Below are 26,215 nucleotides of genomic sequence, written 5' to 3'. Positions count from 1 at the left end.
GCGCCGCGGAAGCCGGCTTACTGCACGCGCGGCAGCACTTCGAACTGGTGGAAGGGCGGCGGCGAGGGCAGTGTCCACTCCAGCGTGGTCGCACCCGCACCCCAGGGATTGTCGCCCGCCGGCACCTTCTTCATGAAGGCGTCGATCACGCAGTAGAGGAAGATCAGCACGCCGAAGCCGGAGATGTAGGAACCGATCGACGAGATCAGGTTCCAGCCGGCGAACGCGTCGGGATAGTCGACGTAGCGGCGCGGCATGCCCGACAAGCCGAGGAAGTGCTGCGGGAAGAACACCAGGTTGACGCCGATGAAGGTGACCCAGAAGTGCAGCTTCGCGATCGACTCGTTGTACATGTAGCCCGACATCTTCGGGAACCAGTAGTACCAGCCGGCGAAGATCGCGAACACCGCGCCGAGCGACAGCACGTAGTGGAAGTGCGCGACGACGTAGTAGGTCTCCTGCAGCACGCGATCGACGCCGGCGTTCGCCAGCACGACGCCGGTGACGCCGCCGACCGTGAACAGGAAGATGAAGCCCACTGCCCAGATCATCGGTGCGCGGAATTCGATCGAGCCGCCCCACATCGTGGCGATCCAGGAGAAGATCTTCACGCCGGTCGGAACCGCGATGACCATGGTCGCCGCAACGAAGTAGGCCTGCGTCGCCGACGACATGCCGACCGTGTACATGTGGTGCGCCCACACCACGAAGCCGATGCCGCCGATCGCAACCATGGCATAGGCCATGCCGAGATAGCCGAACACGGGCTTGCGCGAGAAGGTCGAGACGATCTGGCTGATCATGCCGAAGCCGGGCAGAATCAGGATGTACACCTCGGGGTGACCGAAGAACCAGAACAGGTGCTGAAACAGCACGGGGTCGCCGCCACCGTCGGGCGCGAAGAAGGTGGTGCCGAAATTGCGGTCGGTGAGCAGCATCGTGATCGCACCGGCGAGCACCGGCAGCGACAACAGCAGCAGGAACACCGTCACCAGGATCGACCAGACGAACAGCGGCATCTTGTGCAGGGTCATGCCCGGCGCGCGCATGTTGAAGATCGTGGTGATGAAGTTGATGGCGCCGAGGATCGACGAGGCGCCCGCCAGATGCAGCGACAGGATCGCGAAGTCGACGGCGGGACCGGGGTGACCGGTGCTCGACAGCGGCACATACATGGTCCAGCCGGCACCGACGCCGTTGGCGCCCGGCTCGCCCTCGACGAAAGTCGACAGCAGCAGCAGCGCGAAGGAGGCCGGCAGCAGCCAGAACGAGATGTTGTTCATGCGCGGGAACGCCATGTCCGGCGCACCGATCATCAGCGGCACGAACCAGTTGCCGAAGCCGCCGATCATCGCGGGCATGACCATGAAGAAGATCATGATCAGACCGTGCGAGGTCACGAACACGTTATAGGTGTGCGTCTCGTGGAATATCTGCACGCCCGGATACATCAACTCGGCACGGATCGCGATCGACATCGCGGCACCGATGATGCCGGCGACGACCGCGAAGACCAGGTACATCGTGCCGATGTCCTTGTGGTTGGTCGAATAGACGTAACGCCGCCATCCGGTCGGGTGGGCGTGCTCGTGGTCATGCGCGTGATCGCCGTGTGTCGCTGCGCTCGTTGCCATTTTCAAATCCTGCCTTGCGTCCCATTCGGACCTTTGGAGGTCCCGCCCTTTACGTCGCTTTCAGTCCCTCAAGCCTCGCCCGATGCTACTGCGTCGGGCCGGCCGCGGAGGCGAACGTGCTGGTGCCGCCGCTCGCATATTTCTTCTTCGCCGATTCGACCCAGGAGGCGAACTCCTGGTCGCTCACCACGCGAATCGCGATCGGCATGAAGGCGTGATCCTTGCCGCAGAGCTCCGAGCACTGACCGTAGAACATGCCGGTCTTGGTGGCCTTGAACCAGGTTTCGTTCAGCCGGCCCGGAATCGCGTCGATCTTGACGCCGAAGGACGGCAGCGCGAACGCGTGGATGACGTCGGCGCCGGTGACCTGGACACGAATCACCTTGTTGACCGGCACCACCATCTCGTTGTCGACGCCGAGCAGGCGGGGCTGCTTGTCCTGGGCCATCAGCGAGTCGAACTCGAACTTGCCGTTGTCGGGATAGGCATAGGACCAATACCACTGCTTGCCGGTCGCCTTGACGGTCAGATCCGCCTTCGGCACGTCGAGCTCGAGGAACAGCAGGCGGAACGACGGCACCGCGATGCCGACCAGGATCAGGACCGGTACTAGCGTCCACACCACCTCGATCAGCGTGTTGTGGGTGGTCCGCGACGGCACCGGATTGGCCTTCGCGTTGAACTTCATCACCACGATCACCAGCAGCGCCAGCACGAACAGCGTAATGGCAATGATGAGCACGGACAGGAAGTTGTGGAACGAGACGATGTTGTCCATCACCGGGGAACCGGAGGCCTGCAGATGCCATTCCCACGGCTCCGGCTGTCCGAGCTCGGCAAATGCCGCGCCGCCCGTCATCAGCGTGATGCCAGTCGCCACCAAGGCGATGGTGGCCATTCCCAGCAAATGCCGGCCCACCCGACCCATCGACATCCTCATGCCGTTCGCGCTCCCCTTACGAAATCACCCCAAGTGCATTCCCCTATTTTTGGGAAACGCTTATTCGATCCGCCCGTCTGACAAACCGCCACTCAAGAATACCTCTGGGAGGAATTGAGGCCAGATCGCTAGAACGCCGAAATCAAGCTTCTCAAACCATAATTCTTGATCTATCGCAATGCAGTCTTGTGCCTCTTCTGCCAGCGATCACCCGCAAGATATTTCCTAGTAAGATCAGACAAAAATACCGCTTGCCGGGATGCTGCGGCTTGACAGCCGAATTGCCCGCTGTAGGCACAGGCGCAGGGCCGCACAGGAACCTGATTCGTGGCAGCGATGGCGGCCAGGCGGCGCGGAATTTGCTTGCGAATTGCCTTCAAGACGCCGTCATTCCCGTATCAGTCCACCAGCGCGAGCGATCCAGGCGAGCAGAGGGACCGACCCCGATGGGGCTATCGAGATGCATGGCGCGAACCGCTATATGGCCGGTTGAGGGCCTCACGAAGCTGATCGGCCTTCTGGCTGTCGTCCTTGTCCTCGCTTTGCCGGGCCTCGCCCATGCGCAGGGCGCGGTGCGCTCCGTCCATGGCGACTGGCAGATCCGCTGCGACACTCCGCCCGGCGCCCAGACCGAGCAATGCGCCCTGATCCAGAGCGTGGTGGCGGAAGACCGCTCCAATGCCGGCCTCACCGTGATCGTGCTCAAGACCGCCGACCAGAAGAGCCGCCTGATGCGCGTGGTCGCCCCGCTGGGCGTGCTCTTGCCCTCCGGCCTCGGACTGAAGCTCGACAACCAGGACGTCGGTCGTGCCGGCTTCGTCCGCTGCCTGCCCAATGGCTGCGTCGCCGAGGTCGTCATGGACGACAAGCTGCTCGGCCAGCTCCGCAGCGCCAAGACCGCAACCTTCATCATCTTCGAGACGCCCGAGGAGGGCATCGGCTTCCCGCTCAGCCTGAACGGCCTCGGCGAGGGTTACGACAAGCTGCCGTAGGGAACCTATTGTTTCCGTAATGTGAGGCTTCGCGCCCTCGCGCAAGCGTTCCGAAACCATTATCTTGCCTCAGATCCCCCGATAATGGACGGACGCATGACCAACCCTGCCACGACCTCCCTGCTCGACCGCGCCAATCTCGATCGCGACCAGGTTCGCCACGAGGTCGCGCGCGGGCTCGCCGGTGCCGACGACGGCGAATTGTTTCTGGAGTACAGCCAGACCGAAGCGCTGATGTTCGACAATGGGCGGCTGAAGCAGGCGACCTATGACACCTCGCAAGGGTTCGGCCTGCGGGCGGTCAAGGACGACGCGGTCGGCTATGCGCATTCCTCCGACGTGTCGCTGCCGGCACTGATTCGCGCAGCCGATGCGGTCGCAGCCGTCCGCGGCGGCTATTCCGGCAGCTTCGCGGCCCCGCCGCCGCATACCAATGTGCGCCTTTATGGCGATGACAATCCGTTGGACGCCCCGGGCTTCGAGACCAAGGTCAAGCTGCTGGCCGAGATCGATTCGTATTTGCGCGACAAGGATCCGCGGGTACGGCAGGTCAGCGTCAGCCTGGGCGCAACCTGGCAGGTGGTCGAGATCCTGCGGCCCGACGGCGAGAGCTATCGCGACATCCGCCCGCTGGTGCGCGTCAACATCTCCGTCGTCGCAGGGCAAGGCGATCGCCAGGAAAGCGGCAGCAAGGGCTATGGCGGCCGTGCCGGCTACGCCGAGTTCATCGAGACCCGATCCTGGCGCGACGCCGCCGACGGCGCGCTACGCGAGGCTCTGGTCAATCTGGAATCGATTCCCGCCCCAGCTGGCGAAATGGACGTCGTGCTCGGGGCCGGCTGGCCCGGCGTGATGCTGCATGAAGCTGTCGGTCACGGCCTCGAGGGCGACTTCAATCGCAAGAAGACGTCTGCCTTCGCCGGCCTGATGGGACAGCAGGTCGCGGCCAAGGGCGTCACTGTGGTCGATGATGGCACCATTGCCTCGCGCCGCGGCTCGCTGTCGATCGACGACGAGGGCACGCCGACCAACCGCACCGTGCTGATCGAGGACGGCATCCTGGTCGGCTACATGCAGGACCGCCAGAACGCGCGGCTGATGAACATGAAGCCGACCGGCAACGGCCGTCGCCAGGGCTACGCCCATGTGCCGATGCCGCGCATGACCAACACCTACATGCTCGCGGGCGACCGCGACCCGGCCGAAATCCTCGCGTCGGTAAAGAACGGCGTGTTCGCCGCGAATTTCGGCGGCGGACAGGTCGACATCACCTCGGGCAAATACGTGTTCCAGTGCACCGAGGCCTACAAGATCGAGAACGGCAAGCTAGGGGCGCCGCTGAAGGGCGCCATGCTGATCGGCAACGGGCCGACCGACCTGCATCGCATCCGCATGATCGGCAACGATCTCGCGCTCGATACCGGTATCGGCACGTGCGGCAAGAACGGTCAGGGCGTGCCTGTCGGCGTCGGCCAGCCGTCGCTGCTGATGGAACGCATTACGGTGGGTGGAACGGGCGCATGAGCGTTGAGAAAGTGACTGGCAGCACCAAGCGGACAAGCAGCGGCTGGGCCGGGCAGATCGCGCAGCTCGCCGGCATCGTCGCCGCCGTTTTCATCGCCAAGGGTGCGCTGGCCGAGCCATTCTACGTGCCGTCAGGCTCGATGGAGCCGACGCTGCTGATCGGCGATGCGCTGCTGGCCTCGAAATTCCCCTATGGCTACGGTACCTCGTCGCTGCCGATCCAGATCAACCTGCCGGAGACGGGTCGTGTGTTCGCGGAGATGCCGAAGCAGGGCGACGTCGTGGTCTTCCGCTGGCCCGGTGATCGCTCGCAGGCCTGGGTCAAGCGCGTCGTCGGCCTGCCCGGCGACCGCATCCAGATGCGGCAAGGCCAGCTCTTCATCAACGACCGCCCCGCCGAATTGAAGCCGGATGGCGTTGGCGCTGCCGAGGATGACAATGGCGGCAGCGAGCCGGCCTATCGCTACGTGGAGACCCTGCCGAACGGCGTGTCGCACCTGATCTTCAAGATGCGCGACAACGGCCCGCTCGACAACACGACCGAGGTGACCGTGCCATCAGGCCATCTCTTCGTGCTCGGCGATAACAGAGACAACTCCGCCGACAGCCGCGTGCCGCTGCGCTCCGGCGGCGTCGGCCTGCTGCCGGTCGACAATCTCGTCGGCCGTGCCGACGCCGTGCTCGGCTCCTGGGATCTCGGCATGCGCGGCCAACCGGTCTGGACCTGGCTCTCCGGCTTCCGTCTCGCCCGGTTCTTCACCGCCGTGCACTGAGCTGATCGCAGGGTGAGCAAAGACGAGTTTCTTGCCCTCGCCCTGCGAAATCCCGTCAACGCCGCGGTGATCGATGAGCTCCACAGCCTCGCGCTGCCGGATGCGTGGCTGGTGGCGGGCTGTTTGGTTCAGACGGTCTGGAACGTGCTGACGGGCCGCGCCATCGATCACGGCATCTCCGACTACGACGCGTTCTATTTCGACCCCAACACCTCGTGGGAAGCTGAGGACGCGGTGATCCGCACGCTGCATCGACGGCTCGGGCATCTCGGTGCAAAGATCGAGATCCGCAACCAGGCGCGCGTGCATTTGTGGTACCCGGGCAAGCACGGTCTGCCCTATCCAGCCCTGATGTGCGCGACTGACGGCATCGACCGCTTCCTTACGCAGAACACGCAAATCGGCGTGAGGCGCTCGGACAATGGTTATGAGGTCTACGCGCCGCACGGGTTCGACGACATCGAGCAATTGATCGTTCGGCCCAATCGTGCCCTGAATTTTTCCGCAGCGAATTACGCTGCGAAGGCGACGCGATGGAAGTCGTTATGGCCTGAGCTCACGGTGATTGCGGCGGAATGATCGGAGCTACCGCACCACGCCCGACGTGAACCCGGCCTTTCGCCGCGGCGGCTTGATCTCCTTTTTCAGGAAACAGCGCGCCTCACGCCCGGTATAGCCGGGACGGGCATAGGTAAAGGCGCGGCATTTGTTGTCGGCGGTGCATGCGGCCTTGCAGACCTCCTCGCCCTCGCCCTGCTTGAGGTCGAAATTGCGCAGATCGCCGCCGGGGCGATCGATCGAGGTCTCGACGCCCTCGACGCGCGGCTCGATCACGCCAGCGCCACGCACTCCGGAGATGCAGCAATTGGCGGGCTGTCGGGGCGGCACGGTATTCTTGAGCCAGCATACCGCCGCGGCGCCATCGATGTCAGGATAGGCGAAGCTCCACGCGCGACAACGGCGATCGCGCTCGCAAAGCAGCGCGCAGTCCTCGGGATCACCCGAGGTGACCGGCGTGTTGAAGTAATCGCCTCCGGGCCGGTCGAATGCCGTCTGGGCACGCGCCGGCCCGCTCACAAAGGCGAGCGAAAGCAGCGCGACACATGCCACGACGCAAGCCGTGACCTTTGCCATGACGGCCCCAGGCAGGTGGCCCTTCCCCATCGAAACAGCTTTCGAGTTATTGACGGCGCTCAGGTTTTTCGGCCCGTCATTTGATCGCCGCAAACCTGTATGGGCGATGAACGGCCGAAAGCCCGATCGCAGGCCCATCTGCCAAGACGCATTTTCGGCCGAGGGGGACCCGGCTCGCATCAAAAAAAACGCGTCGAGACGTGGACCTAGAACGCGTATTCCGCATAGGCCGGTTCCACCGAGCCGTTCCAGGCGCCGTTGAACTTCTCGAGCATCTCCTCGGCCGGCGTCCGGCCGGAATCGATGATGCGATCGAGCGGCTCCAGATGCCGCGTTTCGTCACGGCCGATCGCGTCGATGCGGCCACGGCGGCGCAGTCCGGCATGTGCCAGAACGAGGCATTCCTTGGCGATTTCGAACAGATAACGGTCCTTGATCCGCGCTTTGAAACCGAAACGCGGCACGTCGTCGCGCAGGGCCTGACGCTCCGGCGCGGTCCAGTGCTTCACCAGATCCCAGGCGGCATCGAGCGCGGCGTTGTCATAGAGCAGCCCGGCCCAGAACGCCGACAGTGCCGGCAAACGGCCCCACGGGCCACCATCCGAACCGCGCATCTCGAGATAGCGCTTGAGCCGCACCTCCGGGAAGATCGTCGAAAGATGGTTGGCCCAGTCCGACAGCGTCGGACGTTCGCCGGGCAGATTGTTGTTGCGACCGTCGAAGAACGCGCGGAACGAGGAGCCCGACACGTCGATGTAATCGTCGCCGCGCTTGACGAAATACATGGGCACGTCGAGCGCATAGTCGACGTAGCGTTCAAAGCCCATGCCGTCCTCGAACGCCCACGGCATCATGCCGGCGCGGGCGTTATCGGTGTCGCGCCAGATCTCGGAGCGGAAGGACAGGAAGCCGTTCGGCTTGCCTTCGGTGAACGGCGAATTGGCAAACAGAGCGGTCGCGACCGGCTGAAGCGCCAGCGAAACGCGCAGCTTCTTGACCATGTCGGCTTCGGAGGAGAAGTCGAGATTGGTCTGCACCGTGCAGGTTCGGTACATCATGTCGAGGCCGTACTGGCCGACCTTCGGCATGTAGTTGGTCATGATCTTGTAGCGGCCCTTGGGCATCACAGGGATGTCGGCGCGCGACCAGGACGGCGTCATGCCGAGGCCGAGGAAACCGATGCCGAGCGGGGTCGCGATCTCGCGCACCTGCGCCAGATGCGCCATCAACTCGCTCTGGGTCTGGTGTACGGTCTCGACCGGCGCGCCTGACAGTTCGAACTGTCCACCGGGCTCGAGCGAGATCGCGCCGCCGCCGGTGACGTCGTACAGACCGATGATGTTGCCCTTCTCCATGATCGGCTCCCAGCCGAGCAGGAGCTTCATGCCTTCGAGCAACGCGCCGATGCCGCGTGCGCCTTCGTAAGGCACCGGACGATGGCCTTCGAGCGTGAACGGCGTTTTCTCGTGCTCGGTGCCCATGCGGAATTCGGATGGGTCCTTGCAGCCCGCCTCGAACCACGCGACGAGTTCGTCGCGCGATTGCAGCGGCGTCATATCGATCTGGTCTCGCGCCATATCAAACTCTAATCAGAAGCGCTTCGACCGAATGCGCCCAGGTGACGGGGATTGTCCGCGAACCCACCGGGCGCGCGGACGTGCTGGTTTGCCGCGCGATCATCGCGACGGCGAGCTTTCGTTGACGTTGACGACGGGCGGCAGCTTCATCTCGCCGCACGAGCAGCCCAGCCGGTCGAGCAGACCGCTGAGCTTGACGGCGTCGGCATCGGACAGTTTCGACCCGACATATTTCTCGATCGCAGCCGAATAGGCACCCCACATCCGCTTCTGCAGCTCGCGGCCGGCCTCCGTGATCTCGACGAACTGGCCGCGCTTGTCGATCTTGCATTCGCGCCTGCTGGCGAGCCCCTCATCGACCAGGCGGTCGATCAGTCGCGAGGTGGAGTATTGCGGGATCAGCATCTGCCGCTCGAGTTCCACCGGCCGCAGTTCGCCGCTCGGCGCGCGCGACAATTCGAGCAGCGCATCGTACCAGGCCAATGGCGGGAAGCCGGCCTTCTTCAGATCCTGCTCGACACAGTCGAGCACGCGGCTCTGTACCCGCATCAGGCGGATCCAGGCGCTGGTTGCCTCGGTCGATGGTTTGCGTTTCATGGTCCCGCCCAAACTCGTCGTCCGCTTCTTACCTCACTTGATGCAGCTGCATCAATCTTGACTATTTCATGCAGGTGCATGTAGGTGTTCTTTCGCCCCCACCAAGCGTCCAGAGGAGGAAATTCCATGAAACTGTATTATTCGCCCGGTGCCTGCTCGCTGTCCCCTCACATTGCGCTCCTCGAGGCTGACCTGCCTTATGAGCTGGTCAAGGTCGATATCCGGGCCAAGAAGCTCGAGAACGGTGAAGACTATCTGAAGGTCAACCCGAAGGGTCAGGTGCCCGCGCTGGGCCTCGACAGCGGCGAGATCGTGACGGAAGGCCCGGTCATTGTCCAGATGATCGCCGACAAGGCCCCGGCCAAGGCGCTGGCGCCCGCCCGCGACAGCTCCGAGCGCTACAAGCTGCTCGAATGGCTGAACTTCCTCACCTCCGAGGTGCACAAGAGCTTTGGTCCGCTGTTTGCTCCGGCGCTGAACGACGACGCCAAGGCGTTCTTCAAGGATCGTCTCATGGGCAAGCTGAAGCACATCGACAGCCAGCTCGCCGGCCGTGACTACCTCATGGGCAAGCAGTTCTCGGTCGCCGATGGCTATCTCTTCACGATGCTGACCTGGGGCGATCGCATGAAGTTCGACCTCTCGGCGATGCCGCACCTCACCGCCTACAAGGCCCGAGTCGCGGCACGGCCGAAGGTGCAGGAAGCCTTGAAGAAGGAAGGCCTGATCCAGGCCGCCTGACGGCACCAGCGGCGATCGATTTTCTTTCTGGGGCCGGGTCGACGATCCGGCCCTTTTCATTTGCAGCCGGCGGGCGTGAAAGCGAACCCATTTCGCCAGATCATCGTACCTTAGTTAGACTTATGAACTACTGTTCACCAAATGTAAGCAGTGCTGTCTTGTCACTGCACGCAAAGCGGGCGAGCTTGGTCCAATTGATTGAAGAATTTTGGGGCTCTCATCGGAGTTGAACTTGACGATCGCCATCGTCCTGATCGTTGCAAGCGCGTTGGTGGGAGTAGCGACAGGTTACGTGTTCAGGACCTGGGCGCTGGTCGTGATCTCGCCGCCAATTGCGGTCCTCTCGGCGATCATTCTGCGCGTCTACGAGTTCGGAATGATGGCAGGCGTGATCATCATTGCCGTCTGTCTTGCCGCCACTCAGCTCGCCTATCTTGCGGCATCATATCTGCTGTACGGGCGCGAGGCCTCATCCCATGACGAAGTCGACGGCGAGCCAGGCGAGATAAGCGACCAGAAAATCCGCCGTTAGCACAAGTAGCGCCAGCGCGGTCCAAAGCACCGGCCCCTTGCGGCGCAGCCGTGCGGGCTTCTGTTGCGGCGAGAGTCGGCGAGAGCCCGGCGCAACAGCATATTTCCCGGTGAGATCGCGCGCGAACGCGATCTTCCGCAGCACCAAAGAATTCACCAAGGACACCTTCTTGTTTCGTCTTCAACCTGCCGGTGGATCGGCAGGTGTCCCAACCTGATTTGTGCCCTGACCCGCAGCAAGAGTGGTGCCAAGCCCGAGCAAAAGAACGGCGGCGGTTTGACGCGTCTATGACAATTGCAGGACGAGCAACAGCGGGACTCTGTCCCGGTTCCTACGCAAATTCTCAGACCGGTTCCATCAATGTACATAGATCTGACGCAACCGTGATGACGTTGTCCAAAAGATAAAGGCCGGGTCGATGACCCGGCCTTTGCTGTTCTCGCATGAATCTCACCCGATCAGGCAGCAGCTTTCTTCGGCGCGAAACGTCCGTAGAAGGTTTCGCCTTTGGCGGCCATCTCTTCCAGCAGCTTCGGCGGCGTGAAGCGCGAGCCGTACTTGGCCTCGAGTTTGTGGCAGAGCTCGACGAACTTCTTGGCTCCCATGAAGTCGATGTAGGACAGCGTGCCGCCGGTGAACGGGGCGAAGCCGAAACCGAGAATCGAGCCGACGTCGGCCTCGCGGGGATCGGTAATGACGTGATCCTCGACAGTGCGCGCGGCTTCCACCGCCTGCACCACCAGGAAGCGCTGCTTCAACTCCTCGACATCGAGCGTATCAGGGTCGAGCTGCTTCGGCTGCAGCGCGGAGAGCCCCGGCCACAGGCTCTTCTGGCCTTTGCCTTCGGGATAGTCATAGAAGCCCTTCTTGTTTTTCCGGCCGAGGCGTCCCTGGTTCTCGACCATCTCCACCATTAGCTTCTTCTGGTCGGGATTGATGGCGTTGGGGCCGAGATCGGCTTCCGTTGCCTTCATGATCTTCAGACCGAGATCGAGCGCGACTTCGTCCGAGAGCGAAAGCGGGCCGACCGGCATGCCGGCCATCTTGGCGCAGTTCTCGATCATCGCCGGCGGCACGCCTTCGAGGAACATCTCGTTGCCTTCGGCGACGTAGCGGCCGACGCAGCGATTGGCGAAGAAGCCTCTGGAGTCGTTGACCACGATCGGGGTCTTGCCGATCTGACGGACGTAATCGAGCGCGGTCGCCAGCGCAACATCGCCGGTGTTCTTGCCGAGGATGATCTCGACCAGCATCATCTTCTCGACCGGCGAGAAGAAATGGATGCCGACGAACTTGCCCTGGTCCTTGAAGCTCTCGGCCAGCGAGGTGATCGGCAGCGTCGAGGTGTTCGACGCGAAGATCACGTCCGGCTTCAGATATTCCTGCGCCTTCGCGAAAGTCTCCGCCTTGACCTTGCGGTCCTCGAACACGGCCTCGATGACGAGGTCGACATCCCTGAGCGCGGCATAGTCCGCGGTCGGCGTGATCCGCGAGAGCAGCTTCTCGGCATCGTCAGGCTTGGCCCGACCCTTCTTGATCTGCTCCTCGATCACCTTCTGCGCGTGGGCCTTGCCTTTGTCGGCGCTCGCCTGATCGCGGTCGATCAGCACGACGTCGAGACCGGCGCGGGCCGAGACGTAGCCGACGCTCGCACCCATGAAGCCGGCACCGATCACGGCGATCTTCTTCACCTTGGTCGCAGGCACATCCTTCGGACGACGCGCGCCCTTGTTGAGCTCCTGCATCGACAGGAACAGGCTGCGGATCATCGCGGCCGCTTCCTTCGAGCGCAGCACCGAGGTGAAGTAGCGCGACTCGACGCGCAACGCCGCATCGATCGGCAACTGCAGGCCTTCATAGACGCAGCTCATGATGGCGCGTGCGGCCGGATAATTGTCGTAGGTTTCGCGGCGATAGATCGCATTGCCGGCCGGGAACATCATCATGCCGGCCTTGGAGAACACCGGGCCGCCGGGGAGCTTGAAGCCCTTCTCGTCCCAGGGCGCGACAGCCTTGCCGCCGCCTTTGATCCAGTCTTTCGCGGCCTTGATGAGGTCAGCAGCGGGAACGATGGCGTGAATCAGGTTAAGCTGCTTCGCCTTGTCGATCGTAACAGGATCGCCCTTGAGAAGGATCGTCATGGCGTCCTGCGGCGGCACCAGGCGCGGCACGCGCTGCGTGCCGCCGGCGCCGGGGAACAAACCGACCTTGACCTCGGGCAGGCCGAGACGCGTCTTGGGATTTTCCGCCGCGACGCGATGGTGGCAGCACAGCGTGATCTCGAAACCGCCGCCGAGCGCAAGGCCGTTGATCGCGGCCGCCCACGGCTTGCCCGACGTTTCGATCGAGCGCAGCACCTGCGAGAAGCGGCGGCTCTGCTCGAACAGCATCTGGTTCGCCGCGGTCTCGCCCTGCTCCTTGAAGACCTTCGCATAGGCCTGGTTCATGCCTTCGAGCATGGACAGATCTGCGCCGGCGCAGAACGCTTCCTTGGCGGAGGTGATGACGACGCCCTTCACCGCCGCATCCGCCGTGGTCGCCTTGACGATCGCGTCGAGCTCGTTGGTCGAGGTCTCGTCGAGCACGTTCATCGAACGGCCCGGAATGTCCCAGGTGACGAGCGCGATGCCGTCTGCGTCGGTCTCAACCTTGAAGTTCTTGTACGACATGTTGGTTGCTCCCTACCCTTAGACGCGCTCGATGATGGTCGCGGTGCCCATGCCGCCGCCGATGCACAGCGTGACGAGGGCGGTGGACTTATTGGTGCGCTCGAGCTCGTCGAGCACGGTACCCAAAATCATCGCGCCCGTGGCGCCGAGCGGATGGCCGAGCGCAATGGCGCCGCCATTGACGTTGATCTTGGCGTTGTCGATGTCGAACGCCTGGATGTAGCGCAGCACGACGGAAGCAAAGGCCTCGTTGAGCTCGAACAGGTCGATGTCCGACTTCTTCATGCCGGAGCGCGCGAACAGCTTTTCGGTGACGTCGACCGGACCGGTCAGCATCATCGCCGGCTCGGAGCCGATGTTTGCGAACGCGCGGATCTTTGCCCGCGGCTTCAAGCCGTACTTGCTGCCCGCCTCCTTGCTGCCGAGCAGCACGGCGCCGGCGCCATCGACGATGCCCGACGAATTGCCGGCGTGGTGCACGTAATTGACGCGCTCGATTTCGGGATGCGACTGGATCGCGACGCCATCGAAGCCGCCCATCTGCGCCATCATCGTGAACGACGGCTGCAGCTGCGCCAGCGACTGCATCGTCGTCGACGGACGCATATGCTCGTCCTTGGCGAGGATGGTGAGACCGTTGATGTCCTTCACCGGCACGACCGATTTGTTGAAACGTCCTTCGTCCCAGGCCTTGGCCGCGCGCTGCTGGCTCTGCACCGCATAGGCGTCGACGTCGTCGCGCGAGAACCCGTATTTCGTGGCGATCAGATCGGCCGAGACACCCTGCGGCATGAAGTAAGCGGGGACCGCCATCGACGGATCCATCGGCCATGCACCGCCGGAGGCGCCGATACCGACGCGGCTCATCGATTCCGCACCGCCGCCGATCACGAGCTCATGCTGGCCGCTCATGATCTGCGCCGCCGCGAAGTTCACGGCATCGAGGCCGGAGGCGCAGAAGCGGCTGATCTGCACGCCGGGCACGGCTTCGCCGAGACCGGCCTTCAGCGCGGCAAAGCGCGCGATGTCGCTTCCGGCTTCGCCGACCGGATCGACCACGCCGAGCACGACGTCATCGACGGAATCTTCCGGCAGATTGTTGCGGTCCTTCAGCGCCTTCAGCGGCACGCTCGCGAGCGCGAGCGCGGTGACTTCGTGCAGCGCGCCGTCCGCCTTGCCGCGGCCGCGCGGGGTACGGACGTGATCGTAGATGAATGCCTCAGGCATGACGCCCTCCTGATCTGTTGTTCGAGATTTGATGGCGCGGAAATCAGAACGCTTCCGCGGGCAGTTCCATGATGGTGGCGCAGCCGGACTGGATGCGCGCCAGATTGGCGGCGGTCTCCGGCAGCATCCGCTCCATGAAGAAACGGCCGGTGACGAGCTTGGTCGAGAGATAGGGCGTCGCGCCGCTGGCGGCAATCTTCGCCTGCGTCACCTTGACCATCTTCGCCCACATGTAGCCGAGCGCGACGAAGCCGAAGAGATGCAGGTAATCGGTTGCGGCCGCTCCCGCATTGTCGGGCTTCGCCATCGCGTTCTGCATCAGCCAGGTCGTGGCCTGCTGGAGGTGACCCAGCGAAGTCGAGAGCGGAGTGATGAAGGGCTTCAGCGCCTCGTCGCCGCCGTTCTCCTTGGCGAAGGCCATGACCTCGCCGAAGAAGGCCATGATGGCGCGGCCTCCGTCGCGCGGCAGCTTGCGGCCGACGAGGTCGAGCGCCTGGATGCCGTTGGCGCCTTCATAGATCATGGCGATGCGCGCATCGCGCACGAACTGCTCCATGCCCTGCTCGGCGATGTAGCCGTGGCCGCCATACATCTGCTGCGCCTGCACGGCGTTGGCGAAACCGTAGTCGGTGAGGAAGCCCTTCAGCACGGGCGTCATCAGGCCCATGTGATCGTCGGCGGCCTGGCGATCCTTGGGATCCTCCGAGCGGTGGGCGACGTCGCTCTTCAACGCGGTCCACATCACGAAGGCGCGCGCGGCCTCGTTGAAGGCGCGGATCGAGAGCAGCGTGCGGCGGACGTCGGGATGCACGATGATCGGATCGGCCGGCTTGTCCGGCGCTTTCGCACCTGACAGCGAGCGGCCCTGGATGCGCTCGCGGGCATAGGCGACCGCGTTCTGATAGGCGACCTCGGACTGCGCGAGGCCCTGCACGGCGACGCCGAGGCGGGCCTCGTTCATCATCACGAACATGCCCTGCATGCCCTTGTTCTCTTCGCCGATCAGCCAACCGGTGGCGTTGTCGTAGTTCATCACGCAGGTCGAATTACCGTGGATGCCCATCTTGTGCTCGATCGAGCCGCAGACGACGCCGTTGCGTTGCCCCACCGAACCGTCGGCATTCACCAGGAATTTCGGCACCACGAACAGCGACACGCCTTTGATGCCGGCGGGCGCGCCCTCGATGCGGGCGAGCACGAGATGGATGATGTTGTCGGCGAGATCGTGCTCACCGGCCGAGATGAAGATCTTGGTGCCCGTGATCTTGAAGCTGCCGTCGGCCTGTCGCACCGCCTTGGTGCGGAGCATGCCGAGATCGGTGCCGCAATGCGGCTCGGTCAGGTTCATGGTGCCGGTCCATTCGCCGGCGACCATCTTCGGCACGTAGGTCTGCTTCTGCTCCGGCGAGCCATGAACAATCAGCGCCGCGGTCGCGCCCATGGTGAGGCCGCCATACATCGAGAACGCCATGTTGGCGGAGATCTGGAATTCGTTGACCGCCTGAGAGAGTGTCACCGGCAGGCCCTGGCCGCCGAACTCGGTCGGCGCCGACAGGCCGAGCCAGCCGCCTTCGGCGACCTGCTTGAAGGCCTCCTTGAAACCCTTCGGCGTGGTGACGCTGCCGTCGTCGGCGCGCTTGCAGCCTTCGAGATCGCCGACGCGATTGAGCGGCTGCAGCACCTCTTCGGCGAGCTTGGCGGCTTCGCCCAGGATGGCCTCCCGCACGTCGCTCGACGCATCCGAGAAGCCGGCGAGATTGTCGTAGCGGTCGATCTGGAAGACGTCGTTGAGCAGGAAGTTCACGTCTTCGACGGGGGCTTTATAGATCGGCATTGCGGTCTCCCGGCATGGGCTCTGAAGAGGAAACTAGGATTGGGCGGCGAGCTGCTCCGCCATCAGGCGGTGCAGCATGTTGATGGCCTTGAGCGGACGCACCATCACCTTGAAATGGGTGATGCGCCCGTCGCTATCGAAGGTGATGATGTCGACACCGTTGACCTCGATGCCGTCGATCATGGTCTTGAATTCAAGCACGGCGCCGTCGGCGCTTTTCCACTCGCCGACATAAGTGAAGCCGGGACCGCCGAGCACCTTCTCGGCGCTGGCGAGATATTTGAAGGTGATGTCGCGCCCGCGCTGCGGCGAATGCACGACCGGGCTTTCGAACACGGCGTCCGGATGCAGCAGATCCCACAGCGCCTTGGTGTCGTGGGACTTCATGTAGGCGTACCAGGAATCGAGGCCGGTCATTCTCGGGTGCCTCCCTCAAGGCCTTAGGCAAAGTTTTTGAAAACAACCCCATGCACAGTAGCGAGGGAGTTGATTCGACTGGATTTTCGGTCGGGCCTGTCGTCCAACCTCAACCTCACCTCATATGCACATTGACGCATATGCACGAATGCGCATAAAGTCAAGCCGGATAGTCGGGACTTCAAGGGAGTTGGTGCCATGGCGCTGGGCGACGCAATCCTCGCATGCCTGACCGAACGTCCGATGACGGGCTATGAGCTCGCCAAGACGTTCGATTCCTCGATCGGCTTCTTCTGGAAAGCCGACCACCAGCAGATCTATCGCGAGCTCTCCAAGCTGCGCGACCGCGGCTACATCCAGGGCCGGGAGGTCGTCCAGACAGGCAAGCCCAATAAGCTCATCTATACGCTGACTCCCGAGGGCCGAACAGCGCTGCGGCACTGGGCCGCGCGGCCGAGCACCCCGCCCTCGATCAAGGACGACCTGCTGGTGCGGCTGCATGCGCTCGACAGCGTCGACCTCGAGCCCATCCGCACCGATCTGATGGACCGCCTGGAGCACCATCGCGACCGGCACGAAAACTACCAGCGGATCCTGAAGAAGCGATTCCCTGACGGCACGGCGGAGGGCCGGCTCGACCTCGGTAACCTGCTGCTGCTTCAGCTCGGCGCCCGGCATGAACAGATGGTCGCCGATTTCTGCGAGGAGGCGCTCGAGGCGCTGTCGGCGATGTCAGGCAAGGATAAGGGGACCGGCACGGTGGTGCCGATCGAGGATGGCAAGCGGGAGAAGGGCTAGGCGGGCGGCGCCGGTTTCGCCCAGCACTCAGCTGTCATCGCCCGGCTTGACCGGGCGATCCAGTACTCCGAGACGACGCGGCTGGAAACGAGCCGCCGCGGCGTACTGGATGCCCCGGTCAAGCCGGGGCATGACACCGGTTTATTGGCAACCAGACGAGCGCCACGACGAGTCCCCCGTTCCCCGCCGCCCAACTTTAAGACACCGGCGACGCGTTCCTTAACCCGTTATTTACCCTAACAGGAAAAAGTCGGTCTTCGAGGCAGACGACCCGCGCCAAATCCGATTGTCTTTGCAACCGGCACGCGAGGGGAGACTGGAGGCGTCGGGTGGGGCGCCGGAGTCGGAACCGGACAGAGTCATGAATTCGCGCGTATCGTGGAGTGTTGACGGCATCGATCCATCCGTCCAGGAACGGGCCGAAGCTGCTGCGCGCCGTGCCGGCATGTCGCTCAATGATTGGCTGAACTCCACCCTCGGCGAGGCTGCCCCGCCGAACTTTCGCGGGCCTTACGACCAGCGTCAGGAGCAGCGCCCGGATCCGCACGCAGCACCGATGCCGAGCCGGGAGAGTCGCGACGTCGCCGACATCCACCAGCGGCTCGACGCGATCACCCAGCAGATCGAACGGATCTCAAAGCCCGCAGCTCCGCGTCAAGACGTCTCGCGCGAGCAAGGCGTTGCCCGCCAGCTCAACGACGCGATCTCGCGGTTAGACGCCCGTCTGTCGCAGATCTCGCGGCCCCAGCAGCCGCAGCCTCAAGCCCAGCAGCCTCAAGCCCAGCAGCCTCAGCCGCCCCGAGCGGCCCCGGTCGAGACCCGACAGCGTCACGCCGATGCGGTCGAACGCGCCGCCGCGCAGGTCTACCGAAATTCACCGCCCCTGAGCCCCGCCTCCTTCGACGTCGCGGTCGCCGAGATCACCGCCCGGCAGAGCGAGCTTGACGGCTTCGCACCGCGGCAGGTGCCGCCGCGCGCTGCGCCCCCGATCGCCCCCTCAGCCGCTCCCTATGCTCCCCCGATGGCGCCACCCGCGCCGGCCTATGCCCCGCCGCCACCGCAAGCAGGGCCGGATTTCTCGTCGCTCGAACGCCATCTGCTCAAGATCACGAGCCAGATCGAGTCGCTGCAGCGCCCTGACAACACCGAGCAGGCGATCAACGCCTTCCGTTCCGAGCTCGCCGAGATCCGCTCCGCCATCACCGAGGCGATGCCGCGCCGCGCGATCGAATCGATCGAGAACGAGATCCGCTCGTTGCATCGTCGCATCGACGAGACCCGCTCCAACGGCACCGACGGCCAGGTGCTGGCAGGCATCGAGCGCGCGCTCTCCGACATCAAACAGGTGCTGCGCACGCTGACCCCGGCCGAGCAGCTCACCGGCTACGACGAGGCGATCCGCAATCTCGGCGCCAAGCTCGACCTGATCCTGCGCGCCAATGACGATCCCTCGACGGTACGCCAGCTCGAAGGCGCGATCGCGGCGCTGCGCGGCATCGTCTCGAACGTCGCGTCCAACGAAGCGCTGGCACGCCTGTCCGAGGACGTGCAGCTGCTGTCGTCCAAGGTCGACCAGATCACCCGCTCGTCCGGCCACAGCGACAGCTTTGCCGTTCTGGAGCAGCGCATTGCCGCGCTCACCGCCGCGCTGGAAACCCGCGAGCGGCCGGCGCCTGCCGAAAGCACCGAACATCTGGAAGCCGCGATCCGCGCGCTGTCGGACCGTTTCGATCGCATGCAGGTCGGCAACGATTCGGCGTCGACCTTCACGCATCTCGAGCAGCGGGTCTCCTATCTGCTGGAGCGGCTGGAGGCCGCCTCGGAGTCGCGCGGCGGCAATTTCAGCCGTGTCGAGGACGGGCTGCACGATATCCTGCGACACCTGGAGCGCCAGCAGGCAACCTATGCCGCACTGGCCGAGAGCCGCAGCTCCGCGCCGGCTCCCGATTCCGGAATGGTCGATCTCGTCAAGCGCGAGCTCTCCGACCTCCGATTCAGTCAGGCCGAGACCAACCGTAGCACGCAGGATTCGCTGGAGGCCGTGCACAACACGCTCGGTCATGTCGTCGATCGTCTCGCCATGATCGAGGGCGATCTGCGCGCGGTGCGCACCGCGCCGCCGGCGCCGCAGCCGATGGCTGCGCCCATGCCCGCGCAAATGCCGATGGCAGCTTCCGTCGAAGCGCCTATGGCGCGCGAGCAACGGCCGCCGCAGCCGCCGAAATACGATCCCAAGCCCGAGCTGCCAAATCCAGCCGCCGCGCAGCAGCCGCAGCATTCGGCCTTCGTGGCCGCGCCGCGCGAATTTCACGCCGCCGCAGCGCCGCCGCCGGCGCCGATGGCCGCGCAAGCCACGCCGCCTGTGCCGCCGCGCGCGATCAGCGAGATTCTCGAACCGCATACGGCGCCGGCGCGCGCCGCGATCGCGCCCGAGCTGCCGCCGGATCATCCGCTCGAGCCCGGCACGCGTCCGAGCGGCCGTCCCGCCACGCCGTCCGAGCGCATTGCCGCGTCCGAAAGCGCGATCAGCGAAATCCCGACCGCACCGAAGGAGCCGGTGTCGTCGTCGAGCTTCATCGCGGCCGCGCGCCGCGCCGCGCAAGCTGCCGCCGCGCAGCCGCAGGAGAAGCCCGCTCGCGGCGTCAAGGCCGCCATGGCGGCGCGCGCCAAGGGCCAAGGACAGGGACAAGGAAAGGCGCCGGAAGGCGGCTCGTCCATCACGTCCAAAATCCGCTCGCTTCTGGTCGGCGCGAGCGTGGTCGTGATCGTGCTCGGCGCCTTCAAGATGGCGATGAACCTGCTCGACGGCGGCAGTCCGCCGCCGGCGCCGCAGGCGATGGAGGACACTTCGAGCCGGCCGGCGCCGCAGGCCCCGCCGCCGGTCGAAAGCAAACCCGCCCCGCCCGACCAGGTCACGCCGTCGATGACCTCGCCGACGCCGATCGGCAAGCAGTCCCTGAACAATGCCGCGCCGGCAGCGAACGCCGGCGGCACGGCGTCAGTCGAAATTCCGCCCGCGCCCGCCGCAGCAACACCGGCCCCGCCGGCTGCGAACAGCGATGTCACAGGCGCGCTCTCGGGCACGAGCCGCGCACGTCTTGGCACGGTCCAGGTGCCACCGAGCGAGAAGCTGCCTGACGGCATCGGCGGCCCGGCTCTGCGCACCGCCGCGATGAAGGGCGATGCGACTGCAGCTTTCGAGATCGGCGTGCGTTTTGCCGAGGGCAAGGGCGTGGCTGCGAATTACGACGAGGCCGCGAAGTGGTACGACCGCGCGTCGCAGGCCGGCGTGGTGCCGGCAACCTTCCGCCTCGGCACGCTCTACGAGAAGGGCCTCGGCGTGAAGAAGGACGCCGACATCGCCCGTCGCTACTACACGCAGGCCGCCGAGCGCGGCAACGCCAAGGCCATGCACAATCTCGCGGTGCTCGATGCCGATGGCGGCGGACGCGGCGCCAACTACAAGAGCGCGGCACAATGGTTCCGGAAAGCGGCCGATCGCGGTGTTGCCGACAGCCAGTTCAACCTCGGCATCCTCTATGCCCGCGGTATCGGCGTCGAGCAGAACCTGGCTGAATCCTACAAATGGTTCAGCCTCGCTGCGGCCCAGGGCGATGCGGATGCCGCCGGCAAGCGCGACGACGTCGCCAAGCGCCTCGACCCGCAATCGCTCGCCGCCGCCAAGCTCGCGATCCAGACCTTCAGCGCCGAGCCGCAGCCCGACGACGCCGTCAACGTTCCCTCGCCTGCCGGCGGCTGGGACAGCGCACCGCAAGCGGCCACCAAGCCCGCGCCAAAGCCGGTCGCGGCGAAGAAGACGGCCTCAGCGGCGCATTGAACTCAACGAGATCGTGCTCGGTGCCCACCTCCCCCCGACGGGGAGAGGTGGGCCGAGTACCCCTGGCTTGCATCGATTAAAACAAGGCGACCGTAGGAGCTACGGCGCCTCGATCACCGTCGGCACGCCGGGCTCAAGCAAGCGCAACCTTGTTCCGAAGCCGAGCGCGTCGAAGGTCTTGCGCAGGTCCTCGCCGTTCTGGCGGAAATGCGCCCAGCCTTCGGTGTGCACGGGTACGATCATCGCATCGGGGAAGGCACGCGCCGTCTCGATGGTGTCGTTGGTGTCCATGGTGAGATGGAACGGCCCGCGGGTTTGCGCGGCGCCCGCGAACGGCAGCACCACGCCGCATTTGAAGCGACGTGCGACTTCGGCGACGCCGTCGAACCAGGTGGTGTCGCCGCTGATATAGACCGGGCGCGTGTCCTTGCGGCTCGACTGCACCACGAAACCGATGACATCGCCCGACAGCGGCTCGATGCCGGCAGGGCCGTGACGCGCCGGCGTCGCGGTGATGGTCAGCGTGTTGCCGTCGTCGTCCTTCAGTTGCGCGGTCGCCCAGGGCGCGAGACCTTCGACATGGCCGCCGAGGCGTTTTGCGCCGGCCTCCGTCGTCAGCGCGCGCGGCGCTTTCAGCACAAAGTCGCGGCCGGAATTGTCGAGATTGTCCGAATGCTGGTCGTGGCTGAGCAGCACGGCGTCAACAGGGCCGATCGCATCGGCCTTCATCGCCGGGCCAATCGTCTTCTCCAGCTTCACATGCGGCAGCTGGTAGGCGCCCGGCGCATCGAAGGTGGGATCGGTGAGCAGGCGGAAGCCGTCGATCTCGATCAGCGCGGTCGGGCCGCCGATCAGGGTGATGGAAACAGGCATGATCAACTCCTCTTACACGACGGGCTTTGCGGGGCGCGTCACCAGGTAAATGCCGAGCGCGACCGGAATGATCCCGAGAAGGTCACGCGCCTCGACGTGCTCGCCGAGCACCAGGAAGGCGAACAGCATGCCGAGCGGCGGCATCAGGAAATGATAGGCACTGGCTGCGGTCGCGCCACACACTTTGAGGAGATGAAACCACAGCCAGGACGCGAGGATCGAGCCGCCGAGCACGAGAAAGGCGAAGGCGCCTATCAGGCCCGGCGTAACATCGATGGCGTGGACGTCGGCAAACGTGAACGCGACGGGCGTCAGCACGATGCCGGCGGCAAGGTTCTGCACGCCGTTGCCGATCCACAAGCTCCCCTTGGGCGCGAACAGCTTGAACAGGATGGTGCCTGACACGATCGACGCCAGCGAGGCCAGCGTGAAGAAGATGCCGTGCAGAGAGTCGGTCCCGACCGACAGACGATGCCAGACGATCGCCGTGACGCCGACGATCCCGAGCAAGAGACCGCTCGCCTTGCGCCAGGTCATGCCCTCACCGAGCAGAAGCGCCGCGAGCGCGGCGGTGAACACCGGATTGGCCGAGACGATCAGACCGCCGAGACCGGCGGAGACCGACTGCAGCCCGGTATAACCGAGCCCGAGATAGAGTGCGTTGTTGGCGATGCCGAGCGCCGTGAAGATCAGGGCGTCGCGCCAAGACAGGGACCAGTCGCCGCGGATCAGCGTGGCGCCGAGAATCAAAATGCCGGCGAGCGAGAAGCGCGCGGCGAGCAGGATCAACGGCGGACAATGGGTGACACCGATCTTGCCCGCGATGAAGGCGTAGCTCCAGAGCAGGCAGAACAGGCCGATGGCAAGCGGAAGCGCGTTGAAGCGGCTGCGTTGCGCCGGGATCGAGGTGGCGAGGGACATGAGGGCATTCTCCTGAGCCCTCGATCTAGGGATCGGGCTTGTCATTTGGAAATTAAATGATTAACTCGTAATCAGTGGATTTATGAATGGAAGTGCCCATGCTCGATCTGGAGCTTTTGCGCAGCTTCGTCTCGGTGGTCGAGGCCGGCGGCTTCACCCGCGCCGGCGAGCGCGTTCACCGCACGCAATCGACCGTGAGCCAGCAGATCAAGCGCCTGGAGGAAGATGTCGGCCAGGTGCTGCTGCATCGGGACGGCAAGGATGTGCGTCCCACCGAGGCCGGCGAGCGGCTGCTCTCCTATGCGCGGCGGCTGCTCACGCTCGCGGAAGAGGCGCGCGACGTGCTGCGCGAGCCTGACAGCGAAGGCGCGATCCGGCTCGGCATTCCCGAGGATTTTGCCGCCTATCGACTGGCGAAACTGCTGGGCGCGTTCTCCCGCTCGCATCCAACCTTGCGGCTCGACGTTCGCGCCGACCAGAGCAAGCATTTGGCCCGCGATCTCGAACGCGGCGAACTCGATCTTGCACTCTACAAGCGCGAGGCCGGGGCCAAGGACGCCATCGCGGTGTGGCCGGAGCGGGTGCACTGGGTCACCAGCAAGAGCCATCCGGTCGATGTCGACGCGCCCTCGGTGCCGCTGATCGGCTTTCCGCTCGGTTGCATCTACCGCGCCGGCGCCATCCACGCCCTGGAGAGCGCCGGCCGCGCCTGGCACACCGCCTACACCTCATCGAGTCTCGCCGGCATCCAGGCCGCGGTCGCCGCCGGCATGGGCCTCGCCATCCTGTCGGAAATGTCGATCCAGGCAGATCACCGCGTGCTCACCGCCAAGGACGGCTTCGCACCGATCAACCGGACGGAAGTCGCGCTGATGGCCGCGCCCGGCGCCAGCCCGGCGACGCTGCGGCTGGCCGACCGGCTGGCCGAGTTTTGCGAGGACGTCCAGGCGAAGGCGGCGTGAGCTCGTGAGATCGTCGCGACCTGCTGCCGCAATATCGTGCATTCCCTCCCCCCTTGTGGGGGAGGGAGCGCGGCGTGCGTGTGGCGCGAGTGGTCAACCCAAATGAAGCGCGGCCTTCAATAACACCTTGCCGCGGCGATGGCGTGGACGCGGCGGTCGCCGAGCAGGTGGGCGACGAAGCCATTCTTCGGAAAGATCTTCGCGAACGCGGCATCGCGGATGCTGAGGCCGCCGGCATAGGCGCCGAAGGCTGGCATCACCGCGCGCAGGCCATCGCTGGCGAAACACCTCCGCTCCATGGAGCGGCCGCGCGCGGAGACGCGCGCTTTGGGATGGAGATGGCCGGCGATCTCGCCGGGCGCGCCTGATGGCTCGTGGCGGAAGGTGATCGGTCCAACAGCGACCTCGTCGGCGACGGTGCCGCCGAGATCGCGCGGCAGCATGGGATCGTGATTGCCCGAGATCCAGATCCAGTCGCGGCCGCTCTGCAGCGCGGCAACGGAAGCTCGGTCATCCGCGGAGAGGCGCTCATGCGCGGTGCGGTCATGAAAGCTGTCACCGAGCGCGATCACGATGCGGGGGTTATGGCGGGAGATGACAGCAGCGAGCCGGCCGAGCGTGGCAACGGTATCGAAAGGCGGCAGCAGCACGCCGCGCGTGGCGAAGCTCGAGCCTTTTTCGAGGTGCAGATCGGAGACGACGAGCAGGCGCTGCTCTTCCCAGAACAGCGCGCCTGAGAGGTCGGCTGCGAAGGTCACATCGCTGATGCTGACCCTGGAAACGCGCATGTCCTCGCCATTCTCCGAAACCAGCGCGCCCAACCTCACGTCAAAACCTGCTCTTATCCCATCGCCTCTTTGACCAGGTCGTCGGCGGCTTCCGCCAACAGCTCGTCTGCAGCTTCGCCATAAACTGACTCGCGGCCGATTTCCAGCATCACGGGGACGGCGAGCGGGGAGACGTGGTCGAGTTCCCGGTGGGTGATGCGGCCCTGGATGCGCATCAGCATGTCACTGAGGCGGCGCAAATCGAGCAGGCCGGTGGCGGCATCGGCACGCGCGGCGCGCAGCAGGACGTGATCGGCCTGGTGCTTGCGCAGCACGTCGTAGACGAGGTCGGTCGAGAACAGCACCTGGCGGCGGCTCTTCTCTTCCCCGGTGTGGCGGCGCGCGATCAGCCCTGAGATGATCGCGCAATTGCGGAACGTGCGCTTCATCAACGCGGATTCGGCAAGCCAGGCCTCGAGGTCGTCGCCCAGCATGTCAGGGTCGAACAGCGCGTTGAGGTCGATCCTGCCATCGCGGATCATGAAGGAGAGATCGCCGAGCGCCCAGATCGCCACCGCATATTCGTTGGCGACGAAGCCGAGCGGCCGGGCGCGGGCGCGCTCCAGCCGGCGCGTCAGGAGCATGCCGAGCGTCTGGTGCGCGAGACGGCCCTCGAAGGGATAGCAGACGATGTAATGCTTGTTGGCGCGCGGAAAGCTCTCGACCAGCAGCTCGCGCACCGCCGGCACACGCGAAGCTTCCTTTTGCAGCGACAGCCAGTCGCGCACCTGCTCCGGCAAGCCGCTCCAGGCGCTGGAATCATCGAGCAGACGGCGGACACGCTCGGCAAGATAGGTCGAGAGCGGAAACTTGCCGCCCATATAGGACGGCACCTTCGGATCCTTGTCATGCGCGCGCGAGACATAGACCTGATCCTCGACCAGCGTCTCGTAGCGCACCACCTCGCCTGAGAACACGAAGGTGTCGCCGGGCGAGAGGCCTTCGATGAAGGCCTCCTCGATCTCGCCGAGCAGGCGGCCGCCGCGCGCGATCACACCGGTCGAGCCAGACCCGCCGCCGCGCGAACGCACCAGACGCACCTTCAGCATGTCGTCCTCGACGATGGTGCCGACATTCATCCGGTAGCTCTGCCGCACTTTCGGATTGGCGACGCGCCAGCGGCCCTCCTTGTCCTGCTTGATGCGGGCAAAGCGCTCATAGGTCTTCAGCGCATAGCCGCCGGAGGCGACGAAATCGACGACATCGTCGAAATCCTGGCGCGTCAGCTCCGCATAGGGCGCGGCGGTGCGGACCTCGGCATAGAGCTCGTCCGAGAGAAACGGCTCGCCGCAGGCGCAGCCGAGCACATGCTGGGCCAGCACGTCGAGCGCGCCGGTGCGCAAGGGTGGCGTATCCTGCGCATTCTCGGCGATGGCATCGATGGCGACGCGGCACTCCAGCACCT

General features: G+C 64.8%; 21 protein-coding genes and 1 pseudogene. 9 read left to right on the top strand and 13 right to left on the bottom strand.

Going from position 1 to position 26,215, the window contains the following annotated elements; all coding sequences use genetic code 11:
- Nucleotides 1-17: 17 nt before the first annotated feature.
- The gene (ctaD, locus tag IF809_RS26850) at nucleotides 18-1,634 is read right to left on the bottom strand and encodes a cytochrome c oxidase subunit I (RefSeq protein WP_453980897.1); all 1,617 of its coding nucleotides are present in this window, start codon (nucleotides 1,632-1,634) and stop codon (nucleotides 18-20) included.
- Between the two features lie 85 nt (nucleotides 1,635-1,719).
- Nucleotides 1,720-2,574 (bottom strand): cytochrome c oxidase subunit II, encoded by an 855-nt coding sequence (gene coxB, locus IF809_RS26845; RefSeq protein ID WP_128968781.1) that lies wholly within the window; start codon nucleotides 2,572-2,574, stop codon nucleotides 1,720-1,722.
- Between the two features lie 446 nt (nucleotides 2,575-3,020).
- Here coxB and IF809_RS26840 point away from each other — a divergent pair, with 446 nt between their 5' ends.
- The 4 genes from IF809_RS26840 (at nucleotide 3,021) to IF809_RS26825 (ending at nucleotide 6,442) form a co-directional block, all read left to right on the top strand.
- A complete protein-coding gene (locus IF809_RS26840; RefSeq protein WP_373291712.1) occupies nucleotides 3,021-3,566 on the top strand; it encodes an invasion associated locus B family protein in 546 nt (181 codons plus the stop codon).
- Between the two features lie 96 nt (nucleotides 3,567-3,662).
- A complete protein-coding gene (gene tldD / locus IF809_RS26835) occupies nucleotides 3,663-5,090 on the top strand; it encodes a metalloprotease TldD (RefSeq protein ID WP_128968782.1) in 1,428 nt (475 codons plus the stop codon).
- Entirely contained in the window at nucleotides 5,087-5,863 is a 777-nt protein-coding gene (gene lepB, locus IF809_RS26830; protein ID WP_453980900.1) for a signal peptidase I, read from the top strand. Before tldD ends, lepB begins: the two co-directional genes overlap by 4 nt.
- A gap of 12 nt (nucleotides 5,864-5,875) precedes the next feature.
- Entirely contained in the window at nucleotides 5,876-6,442 is a 567-nt protein-coding gene (locus IF809_RS26825) for a nucleotidyltransferase family protein (protein WP_462839001.1), read from the top strand.
- Between the two features lie 6 nt (nucleotides 6,443-6,448).
- On the opposite strand, the gene IF809_RS26820 is transcribed toward IF809_RS26825, so the two are convergent.
- The 3 genes from IF809_RS26820 to IF809_RS26810 form a co-directional block, all read right to left on the bottom strand.
- Nucleotides 6,449-7,027 carry a PAN domain-containing protein gene (locus tag IF809_RS26820; protein ID WP_462839000.1) on the bottom strand — a complete coding sequence of 193 codons (579 nt, stop codon included), beginning with the start codon at nucleotides 7,025-7,027 and terminating at the stop codon, nucleotides 6,449-6,451.
- Between the two features lie 176 nt (nucleotides 7,028-7,203).
- Entirely contained in the window at nucleotides 7,204-8,574 is a 1,371-nt protein-coding gene (locus tag IF809_RS26815) for a glutamate--cysteine ligase (protein ID WP_128968786.1), read from the bottom strand.
- A gap of 99 nt (nucleotides 8,575-8,673) precedes the next feature.
- Nucleotides 8,674-9,171: a MarR family winged helix-turn-helix transcriptional regulator gene (locus IF809_RS26810; protein ID WP_128968787.1), complete on the bottom strand. Its 498-nt coding sequence runs from the start codon at nucleotides 9,169-9,171 to the stop codon at nucleotides 8,674-8,676.
- A 126-nt stretch (nucleotides 9,172-9,297) separates the two neighbouring features.
- On the opposite strand from IF809_RS26810, the gene gstA reads away from it, so the two are divergent.
- Both gstA and IF809_RS26800 read left to right on the top strand, forming a co-directional pair.
- Complete coding sequence (gene gstA, locus IF809_RS26805) at nucleotides 9,298-9,912, top strand: glutathione transferase GstA (protein WP_128968788.1); 615 nt, start codon at nucleotides 9,298-9,300, stop codon at nucleotides 9,910-9,912.
- 232 nt (nucleotides 9,913-10,144) lie between these two features.
- Nucleotides 10,145-10,444, top strand: a complete 300-nt coding sequence (locus IF809_RS26800; RefSeq protein WP_164938924.1) for a hypothetical protein — start codon at nucleotides 10,145-10,147, stop codon at nucleotides 10,442-10,444.
- Nucleotides 10,445-10,902: 458 nt separating this feature from the next.
- On the opposite strand, the gene IF809_RS26795 is transcribed toward IF809_RS26800, so the two are convergent.
- The 4 genes from IF809_RS26795 to IF809_RS26780 are packed head-to-tail and all read right to left on the bottom strand — an operon-like array spanning nucleotide 10,903 to nucleotide 16,591.
- Nucleotides 10,903-13,113, bottom strand: coding sequence for an FAD-dependent oxidoreductase (locus IF809_RS26795; RefSeq protein ID WP_462838999.1), 2,211 nt, complete (start codon nucleotides 13,111-13,113; stop codon nucleotides 10,903-10,905).
- Nucleotides 13,114-13,131: 18 nt separating this feature from the next.
- Complete coding sequence (locus IF809_RS26790) at nucleotides 13,132-14,340, bottom strand: acetyl-CoA C-acetyltransferase (RefSeq protein WP_462838998.1); 1,209 nt, start codon at nucleotides 14,338-14,340, stop codon at nucleotides 13,132-13,134.
- A gap of 43 nt (nucleotides 14,341-14,383) precedes the next feature.
- Nucleotides 14,384-16,174 (bottom strand): acyl-CoA dehydrogenase C-terminal domain-containing protein, encoded by a 1,791-nt coding sequence (locus IF809_RS26785; RefSeq protein WP_462838997.1) that lies wholly within the window; start codon nucleotides 16,172-16,174, stop codon nucleotides 14,384-14,386.
- 33 nt (nucleotides 16,175-16,207) lie between these two features.
- Entirely contained in the window at nucleotides 16,208-16,591 is a 384-nt protein-coding gene (locus IF809_RS26780) for a nuclear transport factor 2 family protein (protein ID WP_128968792.1), read from the bottom strand.
- Between the two features lie 198 nt (nucleotides 16,592-16,789).
- Between IF809_RS26780 and IF809_RS26775 the strand changes: the two genes are divergently transcribed.
- A complete protein-coding gene (locus tag IF809_RS26775; RefSeq protein WP_128968793.1) occupies nucleotides 16,790-17,389 on the top strand; it encodes a PadR family transcriptional regulator in 600 nt (199 codons plus the stop codon).
- Nucleotides 17,390-17,750: 361 nt separating this feature from the next.
- Nucleotides 17,751-21,227: a tetratricopeptide repeat protein gene (locus tag IF809_RS26770; RefSeq protein WP_462838996.1), complete on the top strand. Its 3,477-nt coding sequence runs from the start codon at nucleotides 17,751-17,753 to the stop codon at nucleotides 21,225-21,227.
- A 99-nt stretch (nucleotides 21,228-21,326) separates the two neighbouring features.
- Here the strand turns inward: IF809_RS26770 and IF809_RS26765 are convergent, their stop codons facing one another.
- Entirely contained in the window at nucleotides 21,327-22,100 is a 774-nt protein-coding gene (locus tag IF809_RS26765; RefSeq protein ID WP_453980910.1) for an MBL fold metallo-hydrolase, read from the bottom strand.
- A gap of 12 nt (nucleotides 22,101-22,112) precedes the next feature.
- Complete coding sequence (locus tag IF809_RS26760) at nucleotides 22,113-23,021, bottom strand: DMT family transporter (RefSeq protein ID WP_462838995.1); 909 nt, start codon at nucleotides 23,019-23,021, stop codon at nucleotides 22,113-22,115.
- Nucleotides 23,022-23,119: 98 nt separating this feature from the next.
- Here IF809_RS26760 and IF809_RS26755 point away from each other — a divergent pair, with 98 nt between their 5' ends.
- Entirely contained in the window at nucleotides 23,120-23,983 is an 864-nt protein-coding gene (locus tag IF809_RS26755; protein WP_128969509.1) for a LysR substrate-binding domain-containing protein, read from the top strand.
- Between the two features lie 116 nt (nucleotides 23,984-24,099).
- On the opposite strand, the gene pdeM is transcribed toward IF809_RS26755, so the two are convergent.
- Together pdeM and IF809_RS26745 are read right to left on the bottom strand one after the other, a co-directional pair.
- Entirely contained in the window at nucleotides 24,100-24,771 is a 672-nt protein-coding gene (gene pdeM, locus IF809_RS26750) for a ligase-associated DNA damage response endonuclease PdeM (RefSeq protein ID WP_164938925.1), read from the bottom strand.
- A 53-nt stretch (nucleotides 24,772-24,824) separates the two neighbouring features.
- Nucleotides 24,825-26,215 (bottom strand): annotated as a pseudogene (locus tag IF809_RS26745) (DNA ligase-associated DEXH box helicase); the annotation flags it as partial.

The organism is Bradyrhizobium sp. UFLA06-24 (assembly GCF_054967145.1).
Note: the sequence above shows the minus strand (reverse complement) of the source record. Positions and strands in the feature narration are given on the sequence as shown.

What these genes read in the sequence shown, in the direction of transcription:
- IF809_RS26780 (WP_128968792.1), bottom strand. Translation starts at nt 16,591, where the DNA reads ATGACCGGCCTCGATTCCTGGTACGCCTACATGAAGTCCCACGACACC.
- IF809_RS26765 (WP_453980910.1), bottom strand. Translation starts at nt 22,100, where the DNA reads ATGCCTGTTTCCATCACCCTGATCGGCGGCCCGACCGCGCTGATCGAG.
- IF809_RS26775 (WP_128968793.1), top strand. Translation starts at nt 16,790, where the DNA reads ATGGCGCTGGGCGACGCAATCCTCGCATGCCTGACCGAACGTCCGATG.
- coxB (WP_128968781.1), bottom strand. Translation starts at nt 2,574, where the DNA reads ATGAGGATGTCGATGGGTCGGGTGGGCCGGCATTTGCTGGGAATGGCC.
- ctaD (WP_453980897.1), bottom strand. Translation starts at nt 1,634, where the DNA reads ATGGCAACGAGCGCAGCGACACACGGCGATCACGCGCATGACCACGAG.
- IF809_RS26810 (WP_128968787.1), bottom strand. Translation starts at nt 9,171, where the DNA reads ATGAAACGCAAACCATCGACCGAGGCAACCAGCGCCTGGATCCGCCTG.
- pdeM (WP_164938925.1), bottom strand. Translation starts at nt 24,771, where the DNA reads ATGCGCGTTTCCAGGGTCAGCATCAGCGATGTGACCTTCGCAGCCGAC.
- tldD (WP_128968782.1), top strand. Translation starts at nt 3,663, where the DNA reads ATGACCAACCCTGCCACGACCTCCCTGCTCGACCGCGCCAATCTCGAT.
- IF809_RS26795 (WP_462838999.1), bottom strand. Translation starts at nt 13,113, where the DNA reads ATGTCGTACAAGAACTTCAAGGTTGAGACCGACGCAGACGGCATCGCG.
- IF809_RS26815 (WP_128968786.1), bottom strand. Translation starts at nt 8,574, where the DNA reads ATGGCGCGAGACCAGATCGATATGACGCCGCTGCAATCGCGCGACGAA.
- IF809_RS26840 (WP_373291712.1), top strand. Translation starts at nt 3,021, where the DNA reads ATGGGGCTATCGAGATGCATGGCGCGAACCGCTATATGGCCGGTTGAG.
- IF809_RS26755 (WP_128969509.1), top strand. Translation starts at nt 23,120, where the DNA reads ATGCTCGATCTGGAGCTTTTGCGCAGCTTCGTCTCGGTGGTCGAGGCC.
- IF809_RS26785 (WP_462838997.1), bottom strand. Translation starts at nt 16,174, where the DNA reads ATGCCGATCTATAAAGCCCCCGTCGAAGACGTGAACTTCCTGCTCAAC.
- gstA (WP_128968788.1), top strand. Translation starts at nt 9,298, where the DNA reads ATGAAACTGTATTATTCGCCCGGTGCCTGCTCGCTGTCCCCTCACATT.
- IF809_RS26760 (WP_462838995.1), bottom strand. Translation starts at nt 23,021, where the DNA reads ATGTCCCTCGCCACCTCGATCCCGGCGCAACGCAGCCGCTTCAACGCG.
- IF809_RS26790 (WP_462838998.1), bottom strand. Translation starts at nt 14,340, where the DNA reads ATGCCTGAGGCATTCATCTACGATCACGTCCGTACCCCGCGCGGCCGC.
- IF809_RS26820 (WP_462839000.1), bottom strand. Translation starts at nt 7,027, where the DNA reads ATGGGGAAGGGCCACCTGCCTGGGGCCGTCATGGCAAAGGTCACGGCT.
- lepB (WP_453980900.1), top strand. Translation starts at nt 5,087, where the DNA reads ATGAGCGTTGAGAAAGTGACTGGCAGCACCAAGCGGACAAGCAGCGGC.
- IF809_RS26770 (WP_462838996.1), top strand. Translation starts at nt 17,751, where the DNA reads ATGAATTCGCGCGTATCGTGGAGTGTTGACGGCATCGATCCATCCGTC.